This window comes from Saccharopolyspora spinosa NRRL 18395 (assembly GCF_000194155.1).
Taxonomy (GTDB): Bacteria; Actinomycetota; Actinomycetes; order Mycobacteriales; family Pseudonocardiaceae; genus Saccharopolyspora; species Saccharopolyspora spinosa.
In genome coordinates this window covers 202,363-214,650 of sequence record NZ_GL877882.1, presented here as the reverse complement: position 1 = coordinate 214,650, position 12,288 = coordinate 202,363, and the positions used below count along the sequence as shown (strand labels likewise).

At 69.2% G+C, this 12,288-nt stretch carries 7 protein-coding genes; 1 reads left to right on the top strand and 6 read right to left on the bottom strand.

The window, feature by feature from the left end:
- Genes SSPN_RS0136520 through SSPN_RS58870 form a run of 5 tightly spaced genes read right to left on the bottom strand, consistent with a single transcriptional unit; the run spans position 1 to position 9,587 of the window.
- Positions 1-1,212 (bottom strand): cytochrome P450, encoded by a 1,212-nt coding sequence (locus tag SSPN_RS0136520; RefSeq protein ID WP_010314818.1) that lies wholly within the window; start codon positions 1,210-1,212, stop codon positions 1-3.
- On the bottom strand, positions 1,209-3,041 hold the full coding sequence (locus tag SSPN_RS0136515; RefSeq protein WP_010314816.1) for a Gfo/Idh/MocA family oxidoreductase: 1,833 nt from the start codon (positions 3,039-3,041) through the stop codon (positions 1,209-1,211). The genes SSPN_RS0136520 and SSPN_RS0136515 overlap by 4 nt, the downstream gene beginning before the upstream one ends.
- Positions 3,038-4,132, bottom strand: a complete 1,095-nt coding sequence (locus SSPN_RS47595) for a saccharopine dehydrogenase NADP-binding domain-containing protein (protein ID WP_044576768.1) — start codon at positions 4,130-4,132, stop codon at positions 3,038-3,040. Before SSPN_RS47595 ends, SSPN_RS0136515 begins: the two co-directional genes overlap by 4 nt.
- Positions 4,129-8,757 (bottom strand): non-ribosomal peptide synthetase, encoded by a 4,629-nt coding sequence (locus tag SSPN_RS61060; RefSeq protein WP_420188684.1) that lies wholly within the window; start codon positions 8,755-8,757, stop codon positions 4,129-4,131. Before SSPN_RS61060 ends, SSPN_RS47595 begins: the two co-directional genes overlap by 4 nt.
- Positions 8,655-9,587 carry a condensation domain-containing protein gene (locus SSPN_RS58870; protein WP_202798995.1) on the bottom strand — a complete coding sequence of 311 codons (933 nt, stop codon included), beginning with the start codon at positions 9,585-9,587 and terminating at the stop codon, positions 8,655-8,657. Before SSPN_RS58870 ends, SSPN_RS61060 begins: the two co-directional genes overlap by 103 nt.
- A 209-nt stretch (positions 9,588-9,796) precedes the next feature.
- Here SSPN_RS58870 and SSPN_RS0136500 point away from each other — a divergent pair, with 209 nt between their 5' ends.
- Positions 9,797-11,128: a (2,3-dihydroxybenzoyl)adenylate synthase gene (locus tag SSPN_RS0136500; protein ID WP_010314813.1), complete on the top strand. Its 1,332-nt coding sequence runs from the start codon at positions 9,797-9,799 to the stop codon at positions 11,126-11,128.
- 8 nt (positions 11,129-11,136) lie between these two features.
- On the opposite strand, the gene solA is transcribed toward SSPN_RS0136500, so the two are convergent.
- Positions 11,137-12,288 (bottom strand): N-methyl-L-tryptophan oxidase, encoded by a 1,152-nt coding sequence (gene solA, locus SSPN_RS0136495; protein WP_010314812.1) that lies wholly within the window; start codon positions 12,286-12,288, stop codon positions 11,137-11,139.

The window sequence follows — 12,288 nt, the reverse complement described above, 5'->3', positions numbered from 1 at the left end:
TCACCAGTCCACCGGCATCGATTCGAGGCCGAATGTGGCGGCGTCGTGCTTGAAGTCCAGCTCCGCGAGCGGCACCGCCAACCGCAGGTCCGGCAGCCGGCGAATGATCGTGCCCAGCGCGATCTCCAGTTCTAGCCGCGCCAGGTTCTGCCCGATGCACTGGTGGATGCCGTAGCCGAAGGCCATGTGGTGCCGACCGGCCCTGGACAGGTCGATCTCGTCGGGTGCGCCGAACACTTCGGGGTCGGTGTTGGCGGCGCCAAGCAAAGCGATGATCCCGTCCCCGGCCGGGATTCGGGTACCGGACACGTCCATGTCGCGGGTGGCCACCCGAAGTGGGATCGAGTCCGCGATCGACAGCACCCGCAGCAGTTCCTCGACGGTGTCGGGCACCCGGGACGGATCTGCGCGCAGGGCCGCCAGCAGCTCCGGGCGTTCCAGCAGCAACAGCGTGCCCAGGGCGATCATGTTCGTCGTGGTCTCGCGTCCGGCGATGATGGTGATGCCGATCGTGGACAGCACTTCCTGGCGGTCGGCCTCGCCGGTCAGCAGGTGGTTGACCACCAGCTTGGACAGCAGGTCCTCGCCGGGGTCGGTGGTGCGGCGGTCGACGAGCTCGCCCAGCATGCGGAACATGTTTCCCAGGGCGGCGGTGACCTCCTGTTCGCTGCTGTTGCGACCCCCGGAGATCCTGGTGACGTCGCGGAAGAATTCCAGGTCCGCTGTGGGCACCCCGGCCAGCTCCAGCACCGTGGACGTCGACACCGCGTTGGCGAAGGCCGGGACGTAGTCGGCCGTCGGGCCGGCCGCCTCCATCTCGTCGATCAGGCGGTCCACGGTGGACTGGATGCCCGGTCGCATCGACTTCACCCGCTTGACGGTGAACTCCGCCTGCAACATGCGGCGGTATCGGGTGTGCTCGGGCGGGTCGGTGCGGATGAAAGGCCGTGACTTCGCGGCGGCCTCCCGCTCACCGAGCCCCAGTGCGGGCAGGTTCTCGTGCCGGGCATCGGCGCTGATCGACGGGTCGGCGAGCACGGAGCGCACATCGTCGTAGCGGGTGAGGATCCACGCTTGCTTGCCCGTGGGCAGGGTGACCCTGGCGACGGGTTCGTCGGTGCGCAACGCGGCGTAGGCGGCGGGCTGACTGAAGGGGCATTCACGGCGGATCGGGAACTGCCGCGGCGTCTCGGTGGTGTTCTGCTCGGTCATCGGTGAGTCTCTCCGGTCTGGGGAGTGAGAAGGCCGATCGGTGTCGACCCGGTGGCGGACATCGGCTTCATCGTGAGCCCGGCGCTGCGGGCCTCGGCTGCGACGACGTCCAGGCCGAAAGCACGCCAGTCGTAGGAATCGCCGACCTCGCGGACCAGGTTCGGGCCGTCGTGCACCCGCCAGGTGGTGTGCATCCGCACGACGTCGCCGGTCTCCGGCTCAGCCCTGAACCACCACTCGTAGCGCTGGTCGCCGATGGTCTCGGTGGCCAGTCGGGTTTCGGGCACGGACGTTGGACGGGCCATGCTCATCAGTTCCACGACGACGACACCTCCGGGTGCCAGTCGGGCGGCCAGGTCGTGCCACAGCTGGACCCGGTCGGCGGCCGGGAGATGCCCGACGACCCCGCACACCACTGCGGCGGAAATCCGGTCCGGAAGCGTGAGTTCCTGCGCCCGCTCGGCGGTCACCGTGACCCGTGACCGCATGTCCTGGTCGGCGAAAACGCGGCTGGTGAGCACCGCGCGCATGCCCGCTGCCGGTTCGCTGGCCAGGATCTCGGCGCGCGGGTGTGCGCGGGCCATCGCGATGGTGAGCAGTCCGGTGCCCGCACCGACCTCCACGATCGGACCGACATCAGTGTCCATATCGGACAGTGCGGCGAGCACGGCGGGGGCGCTGTGCTCGCGAACGTGGTTCGCGGCGGCCAGGTCGAAGAACTCAGCCGTCGGCGAGTAGGACTCCACCTCGGCCGGTTCCGGCTCTACATGGGTCAGCTCGGCGACCGCCAGCACCTCCGGTTCGTTCGGCCGGATGACCTCCGGCGGGCCGAGCCGACGCGCGACGTCTGCCCAGACCCGGTTGACCGTGATGTCGTACTGCCCGGCCTTGAGCGGATCCGCACCCTCGGTGATCGCCGCCCGCATCTCCCGCAACGCCCGTCCGATCGCCGCCGGCCATGCCTTGTCGAACACGTCGTGGAACGAGCCCGGCTCGCTTCCCGGCACGATCGATGTGCTGGGCAGCCGGGTCGACGGGCCGTCGAAGACCAGCCGGTGGTCAGCGTCGCGGCGGGCATGCATGCGCGGGCTCCACAACACCGGGCCGTGCGTGTCGGCCAACGTGAGCACGCCGCCTTCGGCGGCCAGGGTGATCCGGTGCCACAGCAGGGCATGGTTGTCGCGGTCGGCGGGGTCGAGCTGGTTCTGGACCCGCAGGGAAACCGGTACTCCGCAGATCACCATCGACAGCGATTGCAGCGGATGTTGTCCGCCTGCCAGCACCGCCAGTTCGTCCGGTGGCTCCCGCCACGGCCGGATCCCGCCCAGTGCACGCCCAAGCACGTCGATGAGCGGGTAGAGCACGTGGATTGGGGTGAGCGCGTCGACGAACAGGGGCCGTTGGCGTGCGCGCAGCCGTGTGGCCGCGTCGACGAACGTCTTGACCGGTCCGACGTGTGGGTAGTGGGAGTTGACCCGGTACTGCACTCCGCGTTTGCGCGCCAGCTTCAGGCAGGCGCTGAGCTCGTCCAGGTGCACCGGGTGTTCCTGCATGACGTGCAGCCCGCGAGCGATCAACTCCTTGGCCAGTTCGGTGCCCGCACCCCCGGAGATGGCCGAACCCACGACGACGCACGCCAGATCGATGTCGTCGGGAAGCGCCTCCACCGCGTCGTAATGCGGCACGCCTTCGCGCTCGGCCAACACCCGGGAGGCGGCGCCGCCCCGGCTCAGGATGCCCGCCAGGGTGAATTCGGACTCCAGTGCGCGCAGCGCCTTCACGTAGAGGCGGCCGAAGTTGGTGCCGCAAACCACGACCCGCAGCGTCACAGCACTCCCTCCTCGATGTCGGACTCGTCGGCGATCGAACAGACCTCACCGAGACCCGCGACGACCTCCGCTGGATCGAGTACGTCGCACGCGAAGTGCCCGCCCGGGGGGACCGCGCCCGCCAGCACCGCGAACACGGTCAGCGCGCCCACGGTGGCGGTGAGCCGATAGCTGCTGGTGGCACGCAGCACCACGGTCCGCTCGGTCTCACCATCGTCGACGAGCCCGGTCATCGCGAAGACCATCAGGTAGTACTCCCGACGTCCGGCCAAATCGAGATCGGCCGCGCGGACCATCCGTTCCGCGATCCGATCCGGCGGCGTCGCACCGGCGGTCAGCGACGGCAGGGAGCTCAGCAAGGTCCAGGTCTGCCTTCCCGGCCAGACGTTGAGCCAGTCCAGTTCGCTCAGCCGAAGCGACTCGGCGAGCCGGATGCTTTCGCTACTCAGGATCGGTTGCAGCGCAACCGTTCCCGGGAAGTGCGGCGCCTCGGCGTGCTCCCGGGCGGTCAGCGCCCGGGAGCGGACCCGTCCGTCGCGCCAAGCCGCCAGCGGCTCGCCGAACGCCGCCCCGTCCGCACCACCGGTCTCCAGCGACAGCATCATGTCCACCGCCACCACCGGCGAGCACCGCTCCAGTCCGCCGACATGGGCCGTCAGGGTCCGGGGCCGGTCGAAGCCGGCGGCCAGCCAGCGCGGGAGGATGCTCGACAGCCCGGGAAGTGTCCCGGCGGATACCACCGCGACCCCGTCACCATCGAGAAGTCCCTTGGCGCGCAGTCCTTCCAGCACCGGGTCGTCCCCGGCGACGTCGATGTAGTGGGCGCCCGCGGACAGGGCCGCGACCGCGACCGCATCCTTGAGGCGATAGGTCGGCCCCGCGCAGTTGAGGACCACGTCGCAACCCGCGCAGAACGCCGCGAGGCTTTCCCGGTCCTCGGCGTCGACCCGCCGCACGTCTGCGCCGGACAACGCCTCGACGCGCCGAGCACCGAGGCGCAAGCGCACTCCGCCGAGCTCATCCAGTGCCGCGACAGCGGCACTGCCGACCGCACCCGACGCGCCCAGCACTCCTACCCTCGGGAGGTTCATGCGATGACCGCCCCGTTCGTGAGATCGGTCAGCAGCTTGAGCATTCCCGGCGAGTGCTGCACGGACAGGCAGCTGAAGTGATCGCCCGCGATGTCGACGATCTCCAAGTCGCCCAGGGTCAGCTCCTCCCAGTGCTCGGTGACCGCTGCTTTGCTGCCGGGGAACGGGTAGGCGCCGCTGTGGCGCAGGAACGTGATGTCACCGGCGTAGGGCTCGGGGGCGTAGCGGGTGATCGCGAAAACGCTCTGGCGGAAGGTCTGGAACAGCCTCATCATGTGCTCGGGCTCATACATGCCCGCCGACGCGGGCACCGCCTCGCACATGCGCGTGATGCGTTGCAGCCGCGGTATGTCCGCGAGTTTGCGGAAGTTCTCTCCGATGTCGGCGAATTCCCCGGTCAACTCGGCGAATCCGCCCTCGCGCATCACTCCTGGCGTGGCCGCCAGCACCTCGGCCGCCGCGGCGGCCACTCGGTTCTCGTCCGCCGGGAAACCCAACGCGCGCGGGTCGATGCCCATCATGACCGCGAACGAGTACTCCGAGAGGAGTTCGTCGTCGAGGCGGAACCGCGGGCTGTGGCTGCTGATCACGGTCAGCGACTCGATTTCGGCGCCTGCCTCTGTCAGGCCGCGTGCTATCTCAGTGGCCAGCAGACCGCCCAGGCAGTACCCGACGACGTGCAGCCTGCGCGCGCCGGAGTCGAGCAGGGCACGCACGTAGTCGGCGGCCATCACCTCGATCAGTCCATCTGGGTCGGCATCAAGGAAAGCCTGCAGGTCCGGGATTTCAAGCGCCGCCACCGTTGCGTTGCCCGCCGACCGGCGGCGGATCTCGGTGATCAGCGACCGGTAGGGCATCGCGGTTCCAGTGCCCGCGTGCACTAGGACGGTGACCGGGTCGGCTCCCGACCCGTGTAGGCGTACCAGCGGTGAGGACTTCACACTCATCGGCGCGTCCTCGCCGATCCCGCCGGCGCGGGTGACTCCGCGCAGATACGCGGCGAGCGCCGCCACCGTCGGCTTGCGCAGCATGTGCCGCAGCACGACTTCCCATTCCAGGCTCATCACGTCCGGCACGCGCTCGCGGAGCAACCCGACGAGCCTGGCCACCAGCAGTGAATCCCCGCCCAGGGCGAAGAAGTCGTCGTGTCTGCCGACGTACTCGCGGTCGAGCAGTTCGGCCCACAACGCGGCGATCTGGCGCTCGGTCGCGTCGACCGGCTCCCCGGACTCGGCCGCCTGCGACCCGCTGTTGCCCACCGAGGGCAGCCACGACAGCATCGTCGCCCGGTCCACCTTGCCATTGCCCGTCAACGGCAGCGCATCGACCAGCTGCCAGTGCCCGGGAACCATGTATTCGGGCAGCATGCGAGCCGCGTGCCGGGCCAACTCCCCGGGGCTCAGCCGGTGGCGATCGGTCTTGAGCCGGGTCAGGAACAGGTGCTGACCTGCCTGGTGCAGCGGGCTTTCCCGACCGGGAAGCACGGTGGGCTCGGCCCCGGCCTCGGCGAGCAGGCTCGACCACTGCTCGGCGGTGAGGAACGACTGCCCGCGCTCGGCGCGAACGTCGTGGTACGGCCCGTTGCGCACCTCCATGAACTCCATCGACACCTGCAACGCGCAGTTGTCGTCGCGAGTGTTCTCCAGCAGCACCAGCCAGCCACCAGGTACCAGCAGCTCGCGGACCCGCGCCAGCGCCGCGGTCGCGTCTTGGGTGTTGTGCAGGACGTTCGCACACACGACCACGTCGAAGGTGTTCGGCGAGTACCCCTGCGTGCGGATGTCCTTGCCGACGTCGAACCGCCCGTAGCGCACCCACGGGAACTCGGCGAACCGCTCGCGCGCTTCAGCGAGGAAGAACTGCGAGGGGTCGGTGAAGGTGTACTCGACGGAGTGCTCGGCCAAAGCGGGCACCAGGTCGGCTGCCGTTCCCGCCACACCGCCCCCGATCTCCAGCACCCGCAACGCTTCATCGGAGAAGTGCTGTTCGGCGATGGCACGCACCCCGGAAATGACGGCCTGGTTGAGGTGCTGCATCGCCAGGTTGTCCCGGTATGCGGCTTCCATGACGTCGGAGGGCGCGCCCGGGTACAGCAGCGCACGGATGTCCAGGTCGCCGCTGAGGAGACTGTCGAGGGAGTCGACGCAGGTGCGAACCGCTTCGACCAGGTCGCTGCTCCACCCGGCGCGTTCCTGCGCGGACTCCACCCGCTGCCAGGCCTGCTCGCACTCCCCTGCTTCCGGAATTACCAGTCCGGTGAACCGGCCGTCGGCGGTCTGGGTCAGCCGGCCGTGCGTGACCAGCGACCGCAGCCAACGGTCGAGAACGTGTTCGTTGACCGCGCTCACGCGCACCCGCTGCCGGATCTCCGTGCTGTCGTGGCTTGCACCTTCATCGAACAGGCCCCCTTCGGACAGCGTTCGCGCCATCGCCACCAGGGCCACGTCGTCCATCGCCGCCAGGAATGCCGCCAGTGCATCCCGGTCCACTGCGGACTCTGACTGCCGTGCCGTTTCCATCGCGGCGGCCACCACGTCCGCCGCCTCCGACGGGTCGTCCTCGACCGACGGGGCGGGTTCGACGACCGCGGCCAGGCGCTGGCCGTCCACGACCACCGCGGCCGAGGCCACGCCGGGATGCTGGAGCAGGGCGGACTCGATCTCTGCGAGTTCGATGCGGTAACCGCGAATCTTGACCTGGGTGTCTTCCCGACCCAGGAACTCGATGTCGCCGTCCGGCAGGTAGCGGCCGAGATCGCCGGTGCGGTAGAGACGCCGCCCGGTCGCGGGGTGGGTCACGAAACGTTGCGCGGTCCGGTCCTCATCACCGAAGTAGCCCATAGCGACCCCGGTTCCGCCGATGTAGAGCTCACCCACGGACCACTCTGGACAGTCCCGCAGGGATTCGTCGAGCACGTGGAAGGTCTGGTTCGCCAAGGGTTTGCCGTAAGGAATGCTCGGCCGAGCGGGGTCCACTCCTGCGATGGGGTGGTGGATAGACCAGATCGCGCCCTCGGTCGCCCCGCCGAGGCTGACCAACCGCAGTTCGGGCAGCAGTTCGCGGATCGCGTCGGGCAGGGTGACCGGAATCCAGTCGCCGGACAGCATCGCCAGCCGCAGGCCGGGCAGTGACTGCGGGGCCGAACGCAGGTAATCGTGCAACATCTGCATCTGCCCTGGAACCGAGTTCCACAGCGTGACGCCCTGTTCAGCGACCAGTTCGGCCCAGTGCGAGGGATCGCCCCTGCGCTGCGCGTCGGGCAGCACCAGCGTTCCGCCCACCGCCAGCGGCCCGAAGATGTCGTATACCGAGAGGTCGAAACCGAGCCCGGCCAGGCCGAGGACCGCGTCGCCCTCGCCCACGTCGAAGCGGTCGTTGATGTCGGCCACCGTATTGCGCGCCGCGCGGTGGCTGATCATCACACCCTTGGGACTGCCGGTGGAACCGGACGTGTAGATGACGTAGGCCAGGTCGTCCGCGGCCGATCCGGACACCGTTTCCTCGGTGGAAGTCCGCTCATCGACGACGAGGACTTCGGCCCCGCCGCCGGGATCCGCGGCATCGACCAGCCACGGCTGGGTGAGCACCAGGCGCACTCCGGCGTCGGCGAGGATGGCCGCCCGGCGGGCAGCGGGCTGCGCGGTGTCGACCGGCAGGTAGGCACCACCCGCCAGCAGGGTGCCGAGCACGGCCGCGACCTGCTCCCAGCCCTTGTCCATCACCACCGCGACCGGCTCGGCGGCACCGACTCCGGCGGCGCGCAGCCGGACCGCCACCGACCGCGCCCGGCCCGCCAGCTCGCCATAGGTCACCGCTGCAACAGGCGTCCGCACGGCGATCACGTCCGGAGTCAATTCCGCCTGGGCCATCACCGGCTCGTGCAGCAGCCCGCCGGGCAGCGCGGTAGCGGTGTCGTTGACGACGCATCGCCGTTCACGCTGGTGCGCGGGCAGTTCCACCGGGTTCGCCCGGTGCAGGACCCGCTCGTCCTCGGCGATGCGCCGGACGAGGTCGACGTAAGCGGCGAAGGCGTCGTCGACCAGGCCGGGCGGCAGCACGCCCTCGCGGGTGTCCCAGGACAGCGCCAACCGCTCCCCGCGCGGCATCACCTGGCAGTCGATCCAGACCTGCGGTGTCTGACTGATGGCGTAAGTGACCTCACCGCGCGGGACGGCCGGCGTGACCGGGGTGTCCATCGTGCTGGTGAACACCACCGGCATCAGCACCGGTTCGCCACCCGCTCGCCGGGACAGCTCGCCCAGAACCTCGCTCCCGCTGAACAACGGGTGGGCGAGGTCTTCGAGCAGCTGCGCCGACAACGCCGCAGCCCTGTCTGCGAGGCCGACCTCCTCGGTCAGGTCCACGGCCAGCAGTTCCACCGAGGTGAAGTCACCGACCAGCTTGGGCACGTCGGGGTGCAGGTCCAGCCGCTGGAAGGTCGGGATATTGAGGGTGAACCGCCGTCCCCGGCTCCACCGGCCGACGATCTCGGCATAGGCCGCCAGCAACAGCGCCGACGGGGTCAGCCCGACGCCTGCGGCGCGTTGACGCAAGGACGTCCACTGCGCCTCGGACAGTTCGTCCTCAAGCCTGCGGAACCGCACGTCGCCGTCCGTAGCCGCCAACGCCCACTCCGGAACGGGCAGCTCGGGCGCGGGTGGGATCGCCTCCACCCGCCGCATCCAGTAGTCGCGGTCCCGCGCCGGTACTCGGCGGAGTCAGCCCTGCCGCGCCGGGCCAGCAGGTAGTCGCGGAACGTCAGTGAAAGCGGGGCGAGTTCAAGCTCCGGATCGGTGTAGAGCTGGTCGAACTCGGCGAGCAGCAACTGCACGCTCGCGTAGTCCACGATCAGCAGGTCCAGGGACAGGTGGAGTACTGATCGGCGATCGCCCTGGGTGATCCGGACGGTGAACAGGGGCCATCGATCGGTCTCGGCGACTCGGTGCGACAGCTGCGCACGCGTGGCCATGACCGCCGCCTCGACCGCTGCGTCATCCTGCCCCCGCAGGTCCGTCACCGCAATGCGGTGTTCGGGCACCTTTTCGAGCACCACCTGGTAGCCCTCGTCGTGCACCACGGCGCGCAGCATGTCGTGCCGGGCGATCAGCGCGTCCCATGCGTGCTGCGCCCGGTCCGGGTCGAGGTCCGGGTAGGTCAGTTCCACATAGGCATGGCAGGCCACGCCGCCGTACTCGTAGAAATCACCACGCCCGAGGAGATAGGCGGCTTGCAGGTCTGACAGCGGAAACGGCTCGTGCCGTCCGCCAGAGTCGTGCTCGATCGCCCTGGTCGGCGCCGACAACCGTTCGACGATGGCCTGTTTGTGCTGCCGCAGCAGGGACTTCCGTTGCTCAGTGAGGGTGCCGCGCGGCGCGCGGAAACGAAGCTGTCCTGCTTCGACCCAGAACACGACGCCATCGCGTTCAAGTGCTTCGAGTAACTCCCCAACGTCCATGATGCCCCGTTCTCGCGCACGGCCGCACCCTGCGTCGTTGCGCAGGCGGCGAACCGAATTCCAGTGATTCCCGCAACAGGCGGGTCCATCTCAGCAGTTGAGCCGTCAGACTCTATTGCGAATGAATATCATGTTCGATAAGGCTATCAAACCAGAAGTGGACTCCCCTTGGCCAGAGCACGCCGCTGGCCCGACCCGAAGGACGACGGATGGCACAGGACTGGCCGGGCTGGCCCAACACCGACGCGGATCGCTACCGAGCCGCTGGGTACTGGGCGGGCCACACCTTCGACCAGCTGCTCACGAGCTGGTCGGTTGAACATGGCGACCGCACCGCGCTGGTCGACGGCGAGCGCAGGTTCAGCTACGCCGCGCTGGAAGCCGAGGTCGACCGGGTCGCGCGTGGACTGCGCGGTCTGGGCGTCACCCGGGGCGATCGCTTCATCGTGCAGCTGCCCAACATCGCCGAGTTCGTCATCGGCTGGTTCGCCCTCCAACGTGTGGGTGCGGTCCCGGTGCACGCGATGCCCGCGCACCGAGCAGCCGAGATCGAACACCTCGCGCGGCTCTCCGGAGCCGTCGGCTACTTCATCGCCGACCGGCACGCACGGTTCGACTACCGCGAGCTGGCCGCAGAGGTCCGCAAGACGCGGCAGGACTGCGCCGAATCGCTCAAGCACGTCATCGTCATCGGCGACCCGGGTGAGCACGACTTCGTCTCCTTCGCCGACCTGGCCGAGCGCGGTGGCCCCACCGCCACCGGCCCCACCGCCGGCACTGCCGATTCCGGCGATCTGGCGCTGTTGCTGCTTTCCGGTGGCACGACAGGACTTCCCAAGCTCATCCCCCGCACCCACGACGACTACGCCTACAACGCGCGCGCCAGTGCCGAGGTCTGCGGACTGACCCGCGACTCGGTGTTTCTCTCGGTGCTTCCGATCGGGTTCAACTTGCTGAACTACACCAGGCTCGATGACCCCGACGAGCTGCGGTGCACCACCCAGGGCGTGCCGCTGAGCCCGGACGACGAGATCCGCGTCGTCGACGAGCAGGACAACCCGGTACCCGACGGCGAGCCCGGCGAACTGCTCACCCGAGGCCCCTACACCCTGCGCGGGTACTACCGGGCGGCCGAGCACAACGCGCGTTCGTTCACCCCCGACGGCTTCTACCGGACCGGCGACCTCGTGCGACGGCTGCCCAGCGGCCACCTGATCGTCGTCGGCAGGGTCAAGGACCAGATCAACCGTGGCGGGGAGAAGATCCCGTCGACCGAGGTGGAAGGGCATCTGCTGGCTCACCCCGCGGTCAAGGGCGCTGCACTGGTCGGCCAGCCCGACGCGGTGTTCGGCGAGGTCCCGGTCGCCTTTCTGGTCTGCCACGGGCAATCCCCCACGCTGCGCGAGGTCACCGCGTTCCTCAAGGAGCGCGGGCTGGCTCCCTACAAGCTGCCGACCCGGCTGGTCCTCGTCGAGGAATTCCCGCACACCGCGGTCGGCAAGATCGACAAGAAGGCGCTCGCCGCCCGGCTGGACTCCTGATCGCATGATCAGCCGAACCTGTCGGGGTCGCAGAAAGCGAGGTCGTACGAGGGTGGACGCCCCATGACGAGGTCTGCGACCGCCTCTCCCACCCCCGTCGCGTGCTTGAAGCCGTGGTTGTTGCAGCCGCCCGCGATCACCAGCCGGGGATCGCGGCGCGGCCGGCCCAGCAGGAACTGGTTGTCGGGGGTGCGGGTGTACATGCAGACCGAGACCCTGGCGGGAACTTCCCGCACCCCCGGCACCGCCGTGCGCAGCCGCCCGACCAGCAGGTCCCAGTCCTCGGGTGAAACGGACCTGTCGAAAGCCTCCGGGTCGATCACCGGGAACCGGCCGTCGGAGTCCTCCAGACCGAGCTTGACCAGGCCGGCGTGCGCGTTGTTCCACGGCAGGATTCCGTGTCCCCAGACGCACACGCCGTCATCCAGCTGCCGCATGAACACCGGAAGCCGGTCCAGCACGAACCGTTCCCGGTCGGCCATCGGCTCGAACCAGGTCATCGGCATCCGGACCGTCTCCACCGGAAGTTCGTCCACAAGGGATCCCAGCCAGCCACCGGCGGTGACCACGACCTGCCGGACCCGCAGGTCGCGCACCGGTGTTGACACCACCGCGCCGTCGGTGACCAGTTCGACGCCGGTGACCTTGGTGTCGGTGAACACCCGCGCCCCGGCGGCCTCGGCGATCCGCACCGCGGCAGCGATCGCCCGTTCCGGCCGGATCAGCCCGGCGCCCTGCTCCCACACTCCGATGTGGTGGTCAGGCAGCCCTGCGTGGACCGGCATCCGATTGCGCAGGTCCCCCGAGTCCCACATCTGGACTGGCAGGTCGTGCACCCGCGAGGCCGCCAGCGTTCCGGCGATGATGTGGCCGTCACGCGGTCCGATCAGCAGCCCGCCGGAAGAGTCGATCAACGGCTGCCCCGCCGACGACTGCAATTCGTGCCACAACTCCAGGGAACGCCGAGCCAGCGGGACCAGGCCAGGATGTTCCAGGCACGCGGTGCGGAACATCCGGCTCGTGCCACCGGAAGAGCCCATCGAGTGCCCCGGCGTGAACCGCTCGATCCCCACCGCCCGAACCCCGCGCCTGGCCAGCGTCCACAGTGCACACGATCCCCAGGCGCCGAGACCGACGACCGCGACGTCAGCGTCGAACAT

Excerpts from the sequence above, each read along its gene's own strand:
- SSPN_RS0136520 (WP_010314818.1), bottom strand. The coding sequence starts at position 1,212 with ATGACCGAGCAGAACACCACCGAGACGCCGCGGCAGTTCCCGATCCGC.
- SSPN_RS47595 (WP_044576768.1), bottom strand. The coding sequence starts at position 4,132 with ATGAACCTCCCGAGGGTAGGAGTGCTGGGCGCGTCGGGTGCGGTCGGC.
- SSPN_RS58870 (WP_202798995.1), bottom strand. The coding sequence starts at position 9,587 with ATGGACGTTGGGGAGTTACTCGAAGCACTTGAACGCGATGGCGTCGTG.
- SSPN_RS0136500 (WP_010314813.1), top strand. The coding sequence starts at position 9,797 with ATGGCACAGGACTGGCCGGGCTGGCCCAACACCGACGCGGATCGCTAC.
- solA (WP_010314812.1), bottom strand. The coding sequence starts at position 12,288 with ATGTTCGACGCTGACGTCGCGGTCGTCGGTCTCGGCGCCTGGGGATCG.